At 62.2% G+C, this 17,104-nt stretch carries 16 protein-coding genes; 6 read left to right on the top strand and 10 right to left on the bottom strand.

Translation table 11 applies throughout. From position 1 onward, the window contains the following. Positions 1 to 69 precede the first annotated feature (69 nt). Positions 70 to 789 carry an SDR family NAD(P)-dependent oxidoreductase gene (locus ACNFBR_RS11100; protein ID WP_416734966.1) on the bottom strand — a complete coding sequence of 240 codons (720 nt, stop codon included), beginning with the start codon at positions 787 to 789 and terminating at the stop codon, positions 70 to 72. Positions 790 to 856: 67 nt separating this feature from the next. After that, positions 857 to 1,657: a 5-methyltetrahydropteroyltriglutamate--homocysteine methyltransferase gene (locus ACNFBR_RS11095; protein WP_416734965.1), complete on the bottom strand. Its 801-nt coding sequence runs from the start codon at positions 1,655 to 1,657 to the stop codon at positions 857 to 859. A gap of 208 nt (positions 1,658 to 1,865) precedes the next feature. On the opposite strand from ACNFBR_RS11095, the gene ACNFBR_RS11090 reads away from it, so the two are divergent. Next, on the top strand, positions 1,866 to 3,350 hold the full coding sequence (locus tag ACNFBR_RS11090) for a methylenetetrahydrofolate reductase C-terminal domain-containing protein (protein WP_416734964.1): 1,485 nt from the start codon (positions 1,866 to 1,868) through the stop codon (positions 3,348 to 3,350). Here ACNFBR_RS11090 and yjiA read toward each other — a convergent pair. The 3 genes from yjiA to ACNFBR_RS11075 all read right to left on the bottom strand — a co-directional run bounded on the left by yjiA (position 3,313) and on the right by ACNFBR_RS11075 (position 6,650). Beyond that, positions 3,313 to 4,290, bottom strand: coding sequence for a GTPase (yjiA, locus tag ACNFBR_RS11085; RefSeq protein WP_416734963.1), 978 nt, complete (start codon positions 4,288 to 4,290; stop codon positions 3,313 to 3,315). The two genes, ACNFBR_RS11090 and yjiA, sit on opposite strands and share 38 nt — an antisense overlap. A 78-nt stretch (positions 4,291 to 4,368) precedes the next feature. Beyond that, complete coding sequence (locus ACNFBR_RS11080; protein WP_416734962.1) at positions 4,369 to 4,566, bottom strand: YbdD/YjiX family protein; 198 nt, start codon at positions 4,564 to 4,566, stop codon at positions 4,369 to 4,371. Positions 4,567 to 4,583: 17 nt separating this feature from the next. Further along, the gene (locus tag ACNFBR_RS11075; RefSeq protein WP_284357175.1) at positions 4,584 to 6,650 is read right to left on the bottom strand and encodes a carbon starvation CstA family protein; all 2,067 of its coding nucleotides are present in this window, start codon (positions 6,648 to 6,650) and stop codon (positions 4,584 to 4,586) included. Positions 6,651 to 6,815: 165 nt separating this feature from the next. Between ACNFBR_RS11075 and ACNFBR_RS11070 the strand changes: the two genes are divergently transcribed. Beyond that, positions 6,816 to 7,178: a PilZ domain-containing protein gene (locus ACNFBR_RS11070; protein ID WP_416734961.1), complete on the top strand. Its 363-nt coding sequence runs from the start codon at positions 6,816 to 6,818 to the stop codon at positions 7,176 to 7,178. Between the two features lie 263 nt (positions 7,179 to 7,441). Next, positions 7,442 to 8,959: a nucleobase:cation symporter-2 family protein gene (locus ACNFBR_RS11065; RefSeq protein WP_416734960.1), complete on the top strand. Its 1,518-nt coding sequence runs from the start codon at positions 7,442 to 7,444 to the stop codon at positions 8,957 to 8,959. A 219-nt stretch (positions 8,960 to 9,178) separates the two neighbouring features. On the opposite strand, the gene radA is transcribed toward ACNFBR_RS11065, so the two are convergent. Continuing rightward, on the bottom strand, positions 9,179 to 10,549 hold the full coding sequence (gene radA / locus ACNFBR_RS11060) for a DNA repair protein RadA (RefSeq protein WP_003251626.1): 1,371 nt from the start codon (positions 10,547 to 10,549) through the stop codon (positions 9,179 to 9,181). 176 nt (positions 10,550 to 10,725) lie between these two features. On the opposite strand from radA, the gene mscL reads away from it, so the two are divergent. Beyond that, positions 10,726 to 11,145 (top strand): large-conductance mechanosensitive channel protein MscL, encoded by a 420-nt coding sequence (mscL, locus tag ACNFBR_RS11055; protein WP_012274176.1) that lies wholly within the window; start codon positions 10,726 to 10,728, stop codon positions 11,143 to 11,145. Positions 11,146 to 11,178: 33 nt separating this feature from the next. On the opposite strand, the gene ACNFBR_RS11050 is transcribed toward mscL, so the two are convergent. Beyond that, entirely contained in the window at positions 11,179 to 11,955 is a 777-nt protein-coding gene (locus ACNFBR_RS11050; RefSeq protein ID WP_014592355.1) for a ferredoxin--NADP reductase, read from the bottom strand. Between the two features lie 212 nt (positions 11,956 to 12,167). Between ACNFBR_RS11050 and ACNFBR_RS11045 the strand changes: the two genes are divergently transcribed. Together ACNFBR_RS11045 and ACNFBR_RS11040 are read left to right on the top strand one after the other, a co-directional pair. Continuing rightward, on the top strand, positions 12,168 to 12,875 hold the full coding sequence (locus ACNFBR_RS11045) for an autoinducer binding domain-containing protein (protein ID WP_416734959.1): 708 nt from the start codon (positions 12,168 to 12,170) through the stop codon (positions 12,873 to 12,875). Positions 12,876 to 12,973: 98 nt separating this feature from the next. After that, positions 12,974 to 14,098 carry a methyltransferase gene (locus ACNFBR_RS11040; protein ID WP_416734958.1) on the top strand — a complete coding sequence of 375 codons (1,125 nt, stop codon included), beginning with the start codon at positions 12,974 to 12,976 and terminating at the stop codon, positions 14,096 to 14,098. Positions 14,099 to 14,326: 228 nt separating this feature from the next. Here ACNFBR_RS11040 and ACNFBR_RS11035 read toward each other — a convergent pair whose 3' ends face one another. From ACNFBR_RS11035 to ACNFBR_RS11025, 3 genes are read right to left on the bottom strand one after another with little or no spacing between them, the layout of a single operon-like run. Beyond that, positions 14,327 to 14,482: a DUF2474 domain-containing protein gene (locus ACNFBR_RS11035; RefSeq protein WP_012274180.1), complete on the bottom strand. Its 156-nt coding sequence runs from the start codon at positions 14,480 to 14,482 to the stop codon at positions 14,327 to 14,329. A gap of 9 nt (positions 14,483 to 14,491) precedes the next feature. Beyond that, on the bottom strand, positions 14,492 to 15,499 hold the full coding sequence (gene cydB, locus ACNFBR_RS11030) for a cytochrome d ubiquinol oxidase subunit II (protein WP_416734957.1): 1,008 nt from the start codon (positions 15,497 to 15,499) through the stop codon (positions 14,492 to 14,494). 3 nt (positions 15,500 to 15,502) lie between these two features. After that, positions 15,503 to 16,939 carry a cytochrome ubiquinol oxidase subunit I gene (locus ACNFBR_RS11025; RefSeq protein ID WP_012274182.1) on the bottom strand — a complete coding sequence of 479 codons (1,437 nt, stop codon included), beginning with the start codon at positions 16,937 to 16,939 and terminating at the stop codon, positions 15,503 to 15,505. Between the last annotated feature and the right edge of the window lie 165 nt (positions 16,940 to 17,104).

Raw genomic sequence — 17,104 nt, 5'->3', positions numbered from 1 at the left:
AACAGGCCCGGCCTCTTCGCGGGCTTGCCCGCGAAAGGGCCGGGCCTGCTTACACAGCACTCTCAGGTATCAGAACCGCTCATCGGCAATAGCCGGCAAGGTCAGCTCGCGCACATAACTGGCCGGCGAAAGCTCCAGCAACGTGCGCACCATCAGCACCACATCGTGCAACGGTATCAGCCCGCCTTCCCCACGCGCCGCAGCCTCGGCCACCGGCACATCCAGGCTGTCTTCAGTGTTCAGGTACCCCAGGTTCAGGCAGGTCACCCCAAGCCCCTGCCCACGGTAGCCTTCGCGCAGAGCCTCGGCGATGCCGCGCAAGGCGAATTTCGAGGCGGCGAAGGTCACTTCCGGGCGACCACTCTGGGGCAGGCCCGAAGTGGAACCGGTCAGGATGATCCGTGGTTTTTCGCTTTCAAGCAGCAGCGGCAGCAGCCGCTTGATCAGCAGGATGGTGGCGGTGATGTTGCAGTCGACCATGCGCTGCAGCGCTGCATCACAATCATCAAGGAAGCTGTAGTGGTCTTCGAACGCTTCGGCCTCCCACAGGCCGAGGTTGTAGATCAGCGTATCCACGCCACCCTCAGCCAGCGCATGGGCTATTGACTCTACCGCAGCGGCAGGCTGGCCAAGATCGGCCTCGACCCACTGGGCGTCAATACCATTACCGACATTCACTGGCGCAGGTTTGCTGCGCGACACCCCGATCAACGTATCGCCGGGTTTGCCCAGCCCTTCCATGAAAGCCTTGCCCAGACCTTTGCTGGCGCCGACTACCAGAACACGCATCGCATCACTCCCTGTCGATTTGATCGGAGTCGGCATTCTAGAGGTTTTGCATCTGCCATGCCGATGATTAAGCCGCCGCGCGGTTCTGTTCCAGCGCAGCAGCGAGCACGGCCACTTCCTGGCATTTCTGCACGGCTACTTCCACCGGGCTGGGCGACAACGAGCAGGCCGGCGCCAGCCACAGCCGCTCCCCCAGACGCTCATGGGCATCGTGCAGCAGGTCCAAAGTGTGTCCCAGATCGCAAGGTGCGGCGTTGTGGCCGTCGACCAGGCCAAGCGACAGCACTTTATAGGCCGGCAGGCGGTCGAGAATGGTCACGTACTGGTCGGGTGCCTGCACCAGATCGATGTGCAGGCCATCGACCGGCAGGTTCGCGGCCAGGCCGAGGTTGCCTTCAAGGCCACCGGAGTAAATGGCGATGAGCTTCTTCAATGGCGCGCGCTGAAGGATGTTGTAGGCGCGTTCGTAAGCGTTTTTCCAGTCCTGCGGCAGGTCTTGGGCAAGGGTCGGTTCATCGATCTGCACCCACTCGACGCCCAGGGCCGCCAGGCGGTTGAGATACTGGTCATACAGCGGCAGCAGGCGGTCGAGCAGCTCCAGCTTGTCGATGCCGTCGTGGCTCTCGCCCTGCCACAGATAGGTCAATGGGCCGATCACCACTGGCTTGACCGCATGGCCCAAGGCCTTGGCTTGAGCCACTTCGTCGAAAAGTTGCGCCCAGCTCAGCTCGAACGGTTGGTCACACCAGGCAAAGTCACCCACCGGCAAAAGTTCGATGCCGGCGTCTTTTTGCACCTGCCAGTGGCGGGCACGCAGCTCTTGGTCGCGGCCAATGCGTGGAAAGCCCAGGTTGTGTGCCAGTGCCATGTCTTGTCCCTTCAGCATGCATAAAGTAATCAAGGGATTGTGCGGTTGACACTGGATTGAGACAAACTCATTAAATTTGAGATGAACTCAAGATTTCTTCATGATCATGGCGATGTCTCATTTGGAGCATCACCCTGCGCACCCGGACATGACCTCGCCCGCCTTCTGCCGCACAATGCCACCCTGACCACACCAGGTGCCCGGCCACATGAGCCTGTTGAAAACCGCGCTGCGCGAACAGAACTTCGTCTGCGTCATGGAGTTCGTCCCCAAGCCTTCGGCAGAACGCTTCGCCGCCATGGAAGCGATCCTGGCCCGTGCGCACCTGTGCGGCTGGCCGATGACCGTGGCCATCGGCGATCGCGTTGGCAGCCCGCTGGACATGTCGCCGCTGGACGCCCTCGCCTCGTTCAGCAACCCGGTACCTGCCTTGCCGCATTTTTCCGGCAAGGACCGTGAACGCCACCACCTGCTCGCGCAACTGCAACGCATGGACGCCGCTGGCCTCGACCAGCTATTGCTGCTGACCGGCGACCGCCTGCCCGGTCATGAACCTGGCCAGCGCCCGGTGCGCTATCTGGAATCGGTCGCCGCCCTGCAGATTGCCCGCCAGGCCTGCCCGCACTGGCTGCTGGGCGCGGCGCTGAACCCGTTCAAGTACCACGAGGAAGAAGGCGGCGCGCAGTATTTCAAGGCCGAGAAAAAGCTGGCAGCGGGGGCCGACTTCTTCACCCTGCAACTGGGCTTCGATGCCACCAAGCACCAGGAAGCCATGCACTGGATGCGCCGCCAGCCCACGCCCAAGCCCATGCTGGCTTGCCTCATGAGCCTCACCCATGGGCGCGCGGCAATGCTCGGCCACGTGGCCGGCGTCACGGTCACCCCGTCCATGCGCGACATGCTCGAAGCGGAGACCGCGCAGTCCAAGGCATTTGCCCAGGCGCGCAGTGTTGACCGCCTGGCCTTGCAGATCATCGGTGTAAAGCTGATGGGCTACGCCGGTGTGCACCTGTCGGGGGTTCACGAACTCAAACAGTTGCTGGCCCTGGAAGCCCGTATCGAGCACTGGCAAACCCAGGTTCACAATCTGGAGCAATGGGCGCCCGCCTGGCAGGCCAGTTGGCAGATGCCCGGCTTGCCGGCGGTGATCTTCCATCCGCCACAGGCGGGCTGGCGCCTGGGCGAGTCACGGGTGGATGCCTCCATCAAGGAAAAAGCCCGCTATCACCTGATGCATGGCCTGCATTCACTGCTGTTCAGCCGCCGTAACGGCCTGAGCAAGACCTTCGGTTGGGCGGTGCGCCAGCCGCTGTGGGCTACGCACCGTGGCGCACAAGTGCTGCACAGGTTGGAGCGCAGTGTGAAGCGCCCGCTTGTGGGTTGTGATACCTGCGGCCGTTGCCGCCTGGAAGACACCCTGTACATCTGCCCGGAAACCTGCCCCAAGGGCCTGGCCAATGGCCCCTGCGGCGGAACCGCGCTGAACCGCTGCGAATTCGGCGACCGTGAGTGCATCCACAGCGTCAAGTACCGCACCGCCAAGGCAGTGCGGCAAACCGCCGTGCTGACCGAGCGCCTGATCCCGTGCATCGAGGTCGAAACCCGCCAGCGCAGCTCCTGGCCGCAGTGGTTCGTAGCGCAGCCGCCGCGGCGGCTCAGCCCGCAGCCAGCGCCTCGAAGCCAGCCCGAATAGTAGCCTCGGGCAGTTCATCGGCGATGAACACCATCACGCTCTCGCGGGGTTCGCCAGCGGCCCACTCGACGTCCCAGTCAAAACCATAGAGTTTGAGCACGCCCTGGAACACCAACTTGCGTTCCTCGCCGGCAATGTTCAGCACGCCCTTGTAGCGCAGCAGCTGCTTGCCGTGGGTTTCCAGCAGCTCGTTCATAAAGTCGCTGAGGCGGTCGATATCCAGCGCGGTTTCCGTGCGCAGCACCAGGGTGGAGATACGGTCCGGGGTGGCGGGCTTGAGCACTGGGCGCAGCATCGATTGCACGTTCGCACCCAGGTCGGGGTTGAGGTTGAAACCTCGCACATCCAGTAGTTCGGCCAAGTCGATGCAGCCGTGTTCGACCACACGGATCGCCGCCCGGCCATTGATGCGGGCCAGGCGCTCGCGCAGGGCTTCTACCGCAGCCGGCTCGACCAGGTCGGTCTTGCTCAGCAGCAGGCGATCGGCAAAGCCGACCTGGGCCTGAGCGATGGTCTGGGTCAGGTGCAGTTCGGCATGCGCGGCATCGACCAGGGTGATGATACCGTCGAGGATGTAGCGCTCACGCAGCTCCTCGTCGATGAAGAACGTTTGCGCTACCGGCGCCGGGTCGGCCAGGCCGGTGCATTCGATAACCAGGCGATCGAAGGCGATTTCACCGGCATCCAGGCGTTCCAGCAGCAGGTACAAGGCGCGAGTCAGGTCGCCATGGATGCTGCAGCACACACAACCGTTGGCCAGGGTCATCACCTGCACCGGCTGGTCACCCAGCAGTTGGCTGTCGATACCAGCCTCGCTGAATTCGTTTTCGATCACCGCGAGCTTCAGGCCGTGCTCGGCCTTGAGCATGTGCTTGAGCAAAGTGGTTTTGCCGGCACCGAGGAAGCCCGTGAGGACGGTTACGGGAATAGGCGTCTGCACGCAGAAAGTCTCCTGAATCTGAAAATGACTGTGGGAGCCGGTTACCCAGGCTCCCACAGGTTCACACGTGTCGCAGGCTCAACAGCACTTGGGCCCGGACTTGCCACCGTAACGCGCTTCTTGTCGTTCGCGGAAGAACGCTTCGTAGCTCATCACCGGCTTGTCCGGGTGCGTCTTGCGCATGTGCTCGACGTAGTTGTCGTAGTCGGGCATGCCGACCATCAGGCGGGCGGCCTGCCCCAGGTATTTTCCCAGTCGACCCAAGTCGTTGAACATAACTGCAGCCCTCTCGATTACGCGTCAGGCAACGCCTGGAACGGGGTTTCCTTGTCGCTGCGCTCCTTGCGGCCCAGGGCGGCGTAGCCGACCTTGATGGCGAAGAACAGGATGCTGAAGACCACCAGCAGGAACAGAATCGTCAGGCCCGCGTTGGTGTAGGCGTTGAAGATCACGTGCTGCATCTGCCCGATGTCCTTGGCCGGGGCCAGTACCTGGCCGGCGTCCAGCGCGGTGCTGTACTTCTTGGCCAAGGCCAGGAAGCCAACCGCCGGGTTCGGGTCGAACAGTTTGATCAGGCCTGCGGCAGTGGTGCAGATCAGCAGCCAGACAGCCGGCAGCAGGGTGACCCAGATATAACGCTGACGCTTCATCTTGATCAGCACCACGGTACCGAGCATCAAGGCGATACCGGCCAGCATCTGGTTGGAAATGCCGAACAGCGGCCACAGGGTGTTGATGCCGCCCAGCGGGTCGATCACGCCCTGGTACAGCAGGTAGCCCCAAAGTGCCACGCAGCCAGCGGTGGCCAGTAGGTTTGCGCCCCACGATTCGGTGCGTTTGAGCGCCGGCACGAAGCTGCCCAGCAGGTCCTGCAGCATGAAGCGCCCGGCACGGGTACCGGCGTCCACCGCCGTGAGGATGAACAGCGCCTCGAACAGGATCGCGAAGTGGTACCAGAAGGCCATGGTGTTTTCACCTGGCAACACCTGGTGCAGGATCTGCGCGATACCGACCGCCAGGGTAGGCGCACCGCCAGCGCGGGCCAGGATGGTGTGCTCGCCGATGTCACGGGCGACGGCTTCGAGCTGCTCGGGTGTAATCAGGAAGCCCCAACTGCTGACCGTCTGCGCCACCGACGCAACGTCGGCACCAACCACTGCGGCCGGGCTGTTCATGGCGAAGTACACGCCTGGCTCGATCACCGAGGCGGCAACCATGGCCATGATGGCGACGAACGACTCCATCAGCATGCCGCCATAGCCGATATAGCGGGCGTTGGTTTCGTTATCCAGCAGTTTTGGCGTGGTCCCCGAGGAAATCAGCGCGTGGAAGCCCGACACCGCACCACAGGCAATGGTGATGAACAGGAACGGGAACAGGGTGCCTTTCCATACCGGGCCGGTGCCGTCGGTGAACTGGGTCAGCGCCGGCATTTTCAGCTCGGGGGCAATGATCAGGATACCGATGGCCAGGCCCACGATGGTGCCGATCTTGAGGAAGGTCGACAGGTAGTCACGCGGTGCGAGTACCAGCCATACCGGCAGCACGGCGGCGACAAAGCCGTAGCCCACCAGCATCCAGGTGATCTGCACACCGGTGAAGGTGAACGCCGGGCCCCACACAGGGTCCGCGGCGATCACACCGCCCAGCCAGATCGAGGCCAGCAGCAGTACCACGCCGACGACCGAGATTTCGCCAATGCGGCCCGGGCGGATGTAGCGCATGTAGATGCCCATGAACATCGCGATCGGGATGGTCGCCATCACCGTGAACATGCCCCACGGGCTTTCGGCCAGGGCCTTGACCACGATCAGCGCCAGCACCGCGAGGATGATGATCATGATCAGGAAGCAGCCGAACAGGGCGATGGTGCCCGGAATACGGCCCATCTCCTCGCGCACCATGTCGCCCAACGAGCGGCCATTGCGGCGAGTGGACAGGAACAGGACCATGAAGTCCTGCACCGCACCGGCCAGCACCACGCCGGCGATCAGCCACAACGTGCCGGGCAGGTAGCCCATTTGCGCGGCGAGTACCGGGCCGACCAAGGGGCCAGCGCCCGCGATGGCGGCGAAATGGTGACCGAAAAGAATGTGTTTGTTGGTCGGGACGTAGTCCAGGCCGTCGTTGTTGAGCACCGCCGGGGTGGCACGGCGCGGGTCGAGTTGCATCACCTTGGTGGCGATGAACAGGCTGTAGTAGCGATAGGCGACCAGGTAGATGGCCACTGCCGCGACCACGATCCACAAGGCGTTGATCGCCTCACCGCGACGCAGGGCGACCACACCCAGCGCGCAGGCCCCTATGACTGCCAGCGCCAGCCACGGAATGTGGCGTAGCAGGCTATTATTGTTGTTCATGGTTTGCTTCCAGCTGGTGGATTGGAAAGACCGCCTACCGAGTCTAGGGCCAGTCAAGGCGCATTGCCATACTTGCTTTGGTCTAGAGCCTCTGCGGCCAGATTGCGGTACCTGATGAACACATCAAATCAACTATAGTCAGGATGTCACCCGAGGGCCTACGTCATGAGCGATCACGAAGAACGCCGCCGCTTTCAGCGCATCGATTTCGATGCACCCGCCGAGCTGCGGCAAGGCCTGAAACGCTGGCCCGCCAAGCTGCTGGACCTGTCCCTCAAAGGGTTGTTGATAGAGCGCCCGGACAACTGGAATGCCGACCTGACCCAGGACTTCGACGCCATCATCCATCTGGGCAGCGAGGCACGCGTGCAGATGCAGGTCGAACTGCGTCACGAAGAGCCCGACCGCCTTGGTTTCATCTGCCTCTACATCGACCTCGACTCGATGAGCCATTTGCACCGTCTTGTGGAGTTGAACGTGGCTGACAGCACCGAAATGATGCGTGAGCTGCGCGAACTCATCGAATAATGAAATCTCTTAGCTAGCTAATAGCTTTCCCGCTTGGTGTTTCCTGTCTACCCAGACAGCTTTAAGCCTGGGTAGCAACACTTTGTACACACCCCTCTAATACAGCTTCTGACGAGTTGGTACGCCTTCTGCATTGGGTTTTCGCGCACCACGCGGCCGCGACTGTGCGCGCTCCAATCAAAATATTGTATACAATTCTTGTGGCAATCATTTGCAGGAAGTGTCTACAGTAGCGACACAACAATAAACAGAGAGCCTGCTCCATGACTACGTCCCCTAGCACGTCTCCCGCCAAGCGCCCCGAGGATGAAAACCTCGGTCTTGGTGCCAACCTGGCCTATGGTCTGCAGCATGTGCTGACCATGTACGGTGGGATCGTCGCAGTACCCCTGATCCTGGGGCAGGCCGCGGGCCTGAACGGTGCCGAAATCGGCATGCTGATCGCCGCCTCGCTGTTTGCCGGTGGCTTGGCCACCCTGTTGCAGACCCTGGGCTTGCCCTTCTTCGGCTGCCAGCTGCCGCTGGTGCAGGGCGTGTCGTTCGCCGGTGTGGCAACCATGGGCGCAATCCTCAGCAGCGAAGGCGGCGGTGGCCTGCCGGGTGTGCTGGGCGCAGTCATGGCGGCGTCGCTGATCGGCTTCCTGATCACCCCGGTGTTCTCGCGCATCACCAAGTTCTTCCCACCGTTGGTGACCGGTATCGTCATCACCACCATCGGCCTGACCCTGATGCCGGTGGCCGCACGCTGGGTGATGGGCGGCAACAGCGCTTCTCCGGAGTTCGGCAGCGTGGCCAACATCGGCTTGGCGGGGTTGACCTTCGCCATCGTGCTGCTACTGAGCAAGCTGGGCAGCGCGACCATTTCGCGCCTGTCCATCCTGCTGGCCATGGTGATCGGCACGCTGATCGCGTGGGCACTGGGCATGACCGACTTCAGCAAGGTCAGCGAAGGCCCGATGTTCGCCTTCCCCACGCCGTTCCACTTCGGTATGCCGGAGTTCCACATCGCCGCGATCCTGTCGATGTGCATCGTGATCATGGTGACCCTGGTGGAAACCTCGGCGGACATCCTCGCCGTGGGTGAGATCATCGAAACCAAGGTCGACTCCAAGCGCCTGGGCAACGGCCTGCGCGCCGACATGGCGTCGAGTATCCTGGCACCCATCTTCGGCTCGTTCACCCAAAGCGCGTTCGCCCAGAACGTTGGTCTGGTGGCCGTGACCGGGGTCAAGAGCCGCTACGTAGTGGCCACCGGTGGCGTAATCCTGGTAGTACTCGGCCTGCTGCCGATCATGGGCCGGGTGATTGCCGCCGTGCCTACCCCGGTACTGGGCGGCGCCGGCATCGTGCTGTTCGGCACCGTGGCGGCCAGCGGTATCCGCACCTTGTCCAAGGTCAGCTACAAGAACAACGTCAACCTGATCATCGTCGCGGCCTCGCTGGGCTTCGGCATGATCCCGATTGCCGCGCCAACCTTCTACCACCACTTCCCGAACTGGTTCGAGACCATCTTCCACTCGGGCATCAGCTCGGCGGCGATCATGGCCATCCTGCTGAACCTGATCTTTAACCACTTCACCACCGGCAACTCGGAAAACCAGTCGGTGTTCGCGGCAGCCTACGAGCGCACTATCCAGTATTCGGACATTTCAGCACTGCGTGATGGTGACTACTTCAAGGATGGCAAGCTGTTCGATGCCGAGGGTAATGAAGTGCCGATGCTGGAACTGGACGAGCATGGCAATGAAACCGTGAGGCGCACGGCGGTTGCCGAGCATTGACCGCTGACTGAGCGGTGAGGTGTGGGCCGATGCGCATCATCGGCCCCTTTTTCGTTTACCTGTCGGCAAACAATTCAGGGCATACGCGGAACCTGTAGGAGCAGCCTTGTGCTGCGAAGAGGCCATTACTGCCCATGCAAATCTACTGGCCATACCGGCCTCTTCGCAGCACAAGGCTGCTCCTACCGATACCGTGCCATCCTGAAGACGGCGAGGTACCTACTCGAACAATGCATCCAGGGCTTGTTCCAGCCGGGTCACGGCAATCACCTGCAACCCCGCCGGCGCCTCTTTCGGCGCATTGCCCTTGGGCACGATGGCGCGTTTGAAGCCGTGCTTGGCCGCTTCCTTCAAGCGCTCCTGGCCACTGGGCACCGGCCGCACCTCACCCGACAGGCCGATCTCGCCAAACACCAGCAGACCATGGGCCAACGGCCGGTTACGCAGGCTGGACATGACCGCCGCCAGCAGCGCCAGGTCCGACGCTGTTTCCAACACCTTCACCCCACCGACCACGTTAAGGAACACGTCCTGGTCATGGGTGGGAATACCACCATGGCGGTGCAGCACCGCCAGCAACATCGCCAGACGGTTCTGGTCCAGGCCCAGGGTCACCCGCCGCGGGTTGGCCAGGTGGCTATCGTCGACCAGCGCCTGCACTTCGACCAGCATCGGCCGGGTGCCTTCCCAGGTTGCCATCACCACGCTACCCGGCACTTCTTCCTGGGTGCGGTTGAGGAATATCGCCGATGGGTTGGACACTTCCTTGAGGCCACGGTCGGTCATGCCGAACACACCCAGCTCGTTGACCGCGCCAAAGCGGTTCTTTACCGCCCGCAACAAACGCAGGCGGCCATCGGACTCGCCTTCGAAATACAGCACGGTGTCGACCATGTGCTCCAGTACCCGCGGGCCCGCCAGCGAGCCTTCCTTGGTGACGTGGCCGACCAGGAAGATCGCCGTACCGCTTTGCTTGGCATAACGCACCAGCAACGCCGTGCTTTCGCGCACCTGGGCCACGCCGCCGGGAGCCGATTGCAACTGCTCGGTGAAAATCGTCTGGATCGAGTCGATCACCATCACCCTGGGCTTCTCGACGCGTGCCGTGGCAATGATGGTCTCGATGCAGGTTTCGGTCATGACCTTGAGCTGGTCCTGGGGCAGGCCCAGGCGCCGCGAGCGCATGGCGACCTGTTGCTGCGACTCCTCACCGGTGACATACAGCGCCGGCATGCCTACGGCGATGTTGCACAAGGTCTGCAGCAAAATGGTCGACTTGCCGATGCCGGGGTCACCACCAATCAGCACCACAGAGCCATCCACCAGACCACCACCCAGCACGCGATCCAGTTCGGTGCTGCTGGTGGTGAAACGCGGGATCTCTTCGACACTGACTTCGGCCAAGGTCTTGATCTGCGCCTGCTGCCCGGTCCAGCCTGCGCGGCCGCTGCTGGGCGCCGCAGCGCCGCCGCTTTCGATCATGGTTTCGACCAAGGTGTTCCAGGCCCCGCATTCGCCGCACTGGCCGGCCCATTTGGGGAAGGTCGCGCCGCACTCGGTGCAGCCATACAAGCGCTTGGCCTTGGCCATGGGTGGGGTCTCCTGGAAAAAACCGCCATGATAGCCGAGCGGGACGTGTCTCGAACGCTTCGGGATGCGACAAAACTATTCGTTCTAACTGCAGTCAGTAGCCCTGAACACAACGCATGAAGCGTTTTAGTGGCTTACACTGCGTTAACCTTACCTTTTGTTACAAGGAACCAAACATGGGCATGCTCAACGAGTTCAAGGCTTTCGCGGTCAAAGGCAATGTCGTCGACATGGCGGTCGGTATCATCATCGGCGCGGCCTTCGGCAAGATCGTCTCGTCCTTCGTCGGCGACGTGATCATGCCGCCACTGGGCCTGCTGATCGGTGGTGTGGACTTCAGCGACCTGGCCATCACCCTGAAGGCTGCCGAAGGCGACGTGCCAGCGGTGGTGCTGGCGTATGGCAAATTCATCCAGACCGTGATCGACTTCGTGATCGTGGCCTTCGCCATCTTCATGGGGGTGAAGGCGATCAACAGGCTCAAGCGTGAAGAAGCCGTGGCACCGACTACGCCGCCAGTGCCTTCGGCTGAAGAGACGCTGCTGACTGAGATTCGCGATTTGCTCAAGACGCAGAACCAGAATCGCCTGCCCTGAAATGGCTGGGGGCCGCTTTGCGGCCCCCAGGATTTACCAGTAGTTCTCGACCGCCACCTGCCCCGGCCGCTTGCTCAGGCTCAACTGCAAGTCACGCGCCTTCAGCACTTTTCGGGTCTCGTCGATCATTTCCGGGTTACCGCACAGCATCACCCGCGAGTGCTCCGGCGAAAGCTCCAGCCCCGCCGCCTTCTCCAGCTCGCCATTCTCGATCAACGTGGTAATGCGCTGATTCAGTGCCCCTGGGTGCTGCTCGCGGGTCACCACTGGAATGAACTGCAACTTGCCGGCGTACTCAGCCAGGTAATCGCGCTGTTCCAGCCCGGCGATTTCATCCACATAGGCCAGCTCCTTCGCCTCGCGCACCGAGTACACCAGCTTGATGCTGTCGAAACGCTCCCAGGCCTCGAAGTCCTGGAGGATCGACATAAATGGCGCAATGCCAGTACCAGTGGCCAGCAGCCACAGGTCGCGACCACCGACGAAGCGGTCGAGGGTGAGGAAGCCGAAGGCCTGGCGGTCGATCAGCAAGGTATCGCCTGCACCCAACCGGCTCAGCTCACTGGTGAACTCGCCACCGGGTACCACGATGGAGAAAAAGTCCAGGTGCTCGTCATGCGGCGCGCTGACCATGGAATAGGCGCGCCATACCACGCTGCCATCGGCCTTGGTCACGCCAAGGCGGGCGAACTGGCCGGAACGGAAGCGGAACCCCGCGTCGCGCGTAACCCGCAGGCTGAAGAGGTTCGGCGTCAGCGGCTGAACATCGAGCAGGGTCTGGCGGGTGAACTTTTCGGCGCTAGCGGTCATATCGGGCTCCAGGGTTGGCGTGTGCACAGTGTCGCCTAAAGTGGCCTGGATAAAAACCACCGCTTTGTAGGGCCTCATCACGGGTGATCGTACTGAAGTCGCAGAAAAAACTGAGCGCTATAACAAAAAAATCCCAATGCCATGGTAGGTCTTTCCTACAATGATTCGGGTACCCAAATGGATTGGATCCTTCACCCTGAGGAGGGTTTCAGATGCTTCACTGGAAACCCGAGCATCTTCATGCGTTCGTCAGCGAACGCAACCCGCGGAAGCTGTTCGACATCGCAGTCCATCTGGCTCAGGACCTGGACATGGATTACCTTGGGCTCAATATCCGCATCCAGATCGCCACGCAAACGCCAAGGCTGTACCTCTACAGCAACTACCCAATTGAGTGGATCGAGCGCTATCAGCGCGACGATTTCTACAAGCAGGACCCGGCAGCGAACGTGAGTCACAGCTCGACCATGCCCGTGCTGTGGACTGACGACCTGTACCGAGAAGCCCCAGAATTTCGCGAAGAAGCCTGCCAGCACGGCTTACGTCATGGCTGGACGCAATCGCTGCACGACCTGCAGCACAACGAAAGCCAGATCAGCGTGGCCAGGCCAGCCGAAATGATCGACATCGCCGAGCTTTACGACAAGGCCGGCAGCGTGCAGTGGCTGTGCCATACCCTGCATGCAGTGCTCGGCGAACACCACCTGAATACGCTGTGCCCTCCCCAACCGAAAATGAGCGAGCGTGAACTGGAAGTGCTGAAATGGTCGGCCGCCGGCAAGACCGCTGCCGACGTTGCCTGCATCTTGTCACTGTCGCAAAGCACGGTGAACTTCCACATCCGCAGCGTGATCACCAAGACCAACGCCGCCAACAAGGCTGGCGCCATCGCCATCGCCGCCCTGCGTGGCTGGATCTGACCTTCACAACCCTGCGACCTTGGCCAAAGCCCTGTAGAATCGCCCGGCAAAGCCCGTTGCGAACCGCAACGGGCAGTTTCGTACCCGAGCCAAACGCCATGCCCCTGTTGACCACCCCCTACGCCGAACTCGACCTGATCCGCCAGCCGGAGCAGGCCAACGACCCGTTGCAGGCTTTCGATGCCGCCGATGAGTACCTGCTTGCGCAGCTGCACGAACAGGCTCCTGACGCCAACTGCCGGGTACTGGTGCTCAATGACAGCTTCGGCGCCCTGGCCGCCAGCCTGGCGGGCCAGCTGCAGGTAGTCAGCAGTGGGGATTCGCACCTGGCACACCTGGCCTTGGAAAAGAACCTGGCACGCAATGGCCTGCCATTCGACAGCGTGCCGTTCGTACCGGCCAGTGAGCACTGGCAAGGCCTGTTCGACCGGGTGCTGGTGCGGGTGCCCAAGACGCTGGCCCTGCTCGAGGAGCAGTTGATCCGTCTGCAAGGCCATCTGGCACCCGGTGCCCAGGTGATTGCCGGGGCAATGATCAAGCACCTGCCACGGGCAGCCGGTGACCTGCTGGAGAAGTACATCGGCCCGGTGCAGGCTTCGCTGGCACAGAAAAAGGCCCGCTTGCTGACGGCAACGGTGGCCGAACGCCCGCTCGCCCGCTCACCCTACCCTAGCCGCTACCACCTCGATGCGCCGGCGCTGGCGTTGGTCAACCATGCCAACGTGTTTTGCCGCGAGGGCCTGGACATTGGCACCCGGGCGTTTCTGCCGCACCTGCCCCGCGACCTGGGCAACGCGCGCGTGGCGGACCTGGGCTGCGGCAACGGCGTGCTGGCGATTGCCAGCGCCCTGGCCAACCCAGACGCTCAGTACACCTTGGTCGATGAGTCGTACATGGCAGTGCAGTCAGCGCAGGAGAACTGGCAAGCTGCACTGGGCGAACGTGCAGCGAATTTCATCGCGGCCGATGGGTTGGCCGGGGTAGAGAAACAATCGCTGGACGTGGTGCTGTGCAACCCGCCGTTCCACCAGCAGCAAGTGGTGGGAGACTTCCTGGCCTGGCGCATGTTCCAACAGGCGCGTGAAGCGCTGGTGGTGGGTGGGGCGCTGTATATCGTTGGGAACCGGCACCTGGGCTACCACAGCAAGCTGGCGCGGTTGTTCCGGGGGGTGGAGCAGGTGGCGGCGACACCCAAGTTCGTCATTCTGAAAGCCCGTAAATAAGAGCCCGCGCCGCCCCTGTGGGAGCAACTGTCTTGTGCTGCTTGTGCCGGCCTCTTCGCGGGCATGCCCGCTCCCACAGGGATTGCGCATGCCTTGAGGTAAGCACTGAACCTGTGGGAGCGGGCTTGTCGATGCGTCGAACCGCCGCGAACACCGGCGAAGCCGGTGCCATCTATCGCGTTGCCTGCTTCGCGGGCACGCCCGCTCCCACAGGCGCCCCCGCTGCTCTCAATGGGTGGTCAATCCCGCAGCCCCCATGAACAAGCGCATCACCCACGCCGCCACACCCAGGGCCGCCACGCTCATCGCCCAGATCAGCAGTAGCCAACCCAGCCGCTGCCACAGCGGTTTCTTGTCTTCCAAACCATGCTTGCCCGTCATCATGTGGCCCTCCTAGTGATAGCCGTCTTCGTGGGTCACCTTGCCGCGGAACACGTAGTAGCTCCAGAAGGTATACATGAGGATGAACGGCAGGATGAATAGGGTGCCCACCAGCATGAAGCCCTGGCTTTGCGGTGGCGCCGCGGCATCCCAGATCGAGATCGACGGCGGGATGATGTTCGGCCACAAGCTTATGCCCAACCCGCTGTAGCCCAGGAAGATCAACACCAGGGTGAGCAGGAACGGCGTGTAGTGCGCATTGCGCGCTACCGCCTTGAGCAGCCCGTAGAAGGTCACCAGCACCAGCAGCGGCACCGGCATGAACCAGAGCAGGTTGGGCATGCTGAACCAACGGTCGGCGATTTGCGGGTAGGCGATGGGCGTCCACAGGCTGACGATACCGATCACCGCCAGCAGCACCAACGCCAGTGGCCGGGCCATGTCGTGCATTTTCTGTTGCAGCGGCCCTTCGGTCTTCATGATCAGCCAGGTGCACCCCAGCAGCGTGTAGGCAACGATCAGCCCCAAACCACAGAACAGGCTGAACGGCGTGAGCCAGTCGAGGGTGCCGCCGGCGAAATGGCGATCGACCACTTTGAAGCCTTCGAGGAAGGCCCCCAGGGCCACACCCTGGAAGAAGGTGGCAACCAGCGAACCCCAGATGAATGCCTTGTCCCAGATATGCCGCTTGTCGGCCTTGGCCTTGAAGCGGAACTCGAAGGCCACACCACGGAAGATCAGGCCGATCAGCATTAGGATCAGTGGCAGGTAGAGCGCCTCGAGCACCACGGCATAGGCCATCGGGAAAGCGCCGAACAGCCCGGCACCGCCCAGGATCAGCCAGGTTTCGTTGCCGTCCCATACAGGTGCGACAGTATTCATCATCACATCACGGTCCTGCTCGCCCTTGACGAAGGGAAAGAGCATGCCGATTCCCAGGTCGAAGCCGTCCATCACCACGTACATCATGACGCCGAAGATGATGATCACGGCCCAGATCAGCGGAAGGTCGATACCCATGGCTCAGTTCCCCTTGTTCAGGCTGGCAGAGGTGGCCTCTCGGCCATCATCGGCGGCGGACAACGGCCGCGCCGGCGTGCGTTTCTGGCCAGGGCCACCCGGTGTGTGCTCGTCACCCTCGCCGGTCTGCGGGCCTTTGCGCACCAGCCGCATCATGTAGCCAAGGCCTGTGCCGAACAGGGCGAAGTACACCACCACGAAGGCCACCAAGGTAAAGCCAAGCTGGGCGTAACTGTGGTTGGACACGCCGTCCGCCGTGCGCATCAGGCCGTATACCACCCAGGGCTGGCGGCCGATTTCGGTGGTAAACCAGCCGGCCAGTAGCGCAACCAGCCCGGACGGGCCCATCCACAGGGCCACATGCAGGAACGGACGCGAGCTGTACAGCGTGCCGCGCTTGCGCAACCACAGGCTCCACAGGCCGACGAAGATCATCAGGAAGCCAAGCCCGACCATGATCCGGAACGACCAGAACACGATGGTCGAGTTGGGCCGGTCCTCAGGCGGGAATTCCTTCATCGCCGGCACCTGCTTGTCCAGGCTGTGGGTCAGGATCAGGCTGCCGAGCGCCGGAATCTCCACCTTGAACCGGGTCGTCTCGGCCTTCATGTCGGGAATGCCGAACAGGATCAGCGGGGTCGGCTCGCCGGGCACGTTCTCCCAATGGCCTTCGATCGCGGCAATTTTCACCGGTTGGTGCTTGAGCGTATTGAGGCCGTGGAAGTCGCCGATCACAGCCTGAATCGGGGCGACGATCAGCGCCATCCACATGGCCATCGACAGCATCTTGCGCACCGCCGGGTTGTCACGCCCGCGCAGCAAGTGCCAGGCCGCCGAGGCGCCGACGAAGAACGCGGTGGACACGAACGCGGCAGTGGCCATGTGCATCAGGCGGTAGGGGAACGAGGGGTTGAACACCACCGCGAACCAGTCCACCGGTACCACCCGGCCATCGATGATCTCGTGACCTTGCGGGGTTTGCATCCAGCTGTTGGAGGCGAGGATCCAGAACGTCGAGACCAACGTGCCGAGCGCCACCATCACCGTGGAAAAGAAGTGCAGGCCACGGCCGACGCGGTTCCAGCCAAACAGCATGACCCCCAGGAAGCCAGCCTCGAGGAAGAACGCAGTGAGGACTTCGTAGGTGAGCAGCGGGCCGGTGACGGCGCCGGCGAAGTCGGAGAAGCGGCTCCAGTTGGTGCCGAACTGGTAGGCCATGACCAGGCCGGAGACCACGCCCATGCCAAAGTTGACGGCGAAGATCTTTGACCAGAAATGGTAGAGGTCACGGTAGACCTGGTTGTGGGTCCGCAGCCAGAGGCCTTCGAGGACTGCCAGGTAGCTCGCCAAGCCAATGGTGATGGCCGGGAACAAGATGTGGAACGACACGGTAAAGGCAAACTGCATTCGGGCGAGCTCTAAGGCCTCTATTCCGAACATGGTGCTTCCTCTTCAGATAATCCGGCGTCCGGGCGTGTGGCCCCAGTCGCCCACTGCCCCCACTTGGTCGAGTACGGCGAGTTGGAATTGTTCTGTTCGATCGCAGGGATTCCGGCCCAGAGGGCCAATTCGTTGAATCTGGAACGATTGACCCAGATCAACGAA

The sequence above is a fragment of the Pseudomonas sp. NY11955 genome (assembly GCF_048068035.1).
Lineage (GTDB): Bacteria > Pseudomonadota > Gammaproteobacteria > Pseudomonadales > Pseudomonadaceae > Aquipseudomonas.
This window is presented reverse-complemented; position numbering and strand designations above follow the sequence as displayed.

Bases quoted from the DNA above. Each gene is read 5' to 3' on its own strand.
- ACNFBR_RS11080 (WP_416734962.1), bottom strand. From the start codon at position 4,566: ATGTTCAACGACTTGGGTCGACTGGGAAAATACCTGGGGCAGGCCGCC.
- cydB (WP_416734957.1), bottom strand. From the start codon at position 15,499: ATGGGTATCGACCTTCCGCTGATCTGGGCCGTGATCATCATCTTCGGC.
- ACNFBR_RS11070 (WP_416734961.1), top strand. From the start codon at position 6,816: ATGAGCGATCACGAAGAACGCCGCCGCTTTCAGCGCATCGATTTCGAT.
- ACNFBR_RS11035 (WP_012274180.1), bottom strand. From the start codon at position 14,482: ATGATGACGGGCAAGCATGGTTTGGAAGACAAGAAACCGCTGTGGCAG.
- ACNFBR_RS11100 (WP_416734966.1), bottom strand. From the start codon at position 789: ATGCGTGTTCTGGTAGTCGGCGCCAGCAAAGGTCTGGGCAAGGCTTTC.
- ACNFBR_RS11090 (WP_416734964.1), top strand. From the start codon at position 1,866: ATGAGCCTGTTGAAAACCGCGCTGCGCGAACAGAACTTCGTCTGCGTC.
- ACNFBR_RS11065 (WP_416734960.1), top strand. From the start codon at position 7,442: ATGACTACGTCCCCTAGCACGTCTCCCGCCAAGCGCCCCGAGGATGAA.
- mscL (WP_012274176.1), top strand. From the start codon at position 10,726: ATGGGCATGCTCAACGAGTTCAAGGCTTTCGCGGTCAAAGGCAATGTC.
- ACNFBR_RS11050 (WP_014592355.1), bottom strand. From the start codon at position 11,955: ATGACCGCTAGCGCCGAAAAGTTCACCCGCCAGACCCTGCTCGATGTT.
- ACNFBR_RS11075 (WP_284357175.1), bottom strand. From the start codon at position 6,650: ATGAACAACAATAATAGCCTGCTACGCCACATTCCGTGGCTGGCGCTG.
- ACNFBR_RS11040 (WP_416734958.1), top strand. From the start codon at position 12,974: ATGCCCCTGTTGACCACCCCCTACGCCGAACTCGACCTGATCCGCCAG.
- radA (WP_003251626.1), bottom strand. From the start codon at position 10,549: ATGGCCAAGGCCAAGCGCTTGTATGGCTGCACCGAGTGCGGCGCGACC.
- ACNFBR_RS11025 (WP_012274182.1), bottom strand. From the start codon at position 16,939: ATGTTCGGAATAGAGGCCTTAGAGCTCGCCCGAATGCAGTTTGCCTTT.
- ACNFBR_RS11095 (WP_416734965.1), bottom strand. From the start codon at position 1,657: ATGGCACTGGCACACAACCTGGGCTTTCCACGCATTGGCCGCGACCAA.
- ACNFBR_RS11045 (WP_416734959.1), top strand. From the start codon at position 12,168: ATGCTTCACTGGAAACCCGAGCATCTTCATGCGTTCGTCAGCGAACGC.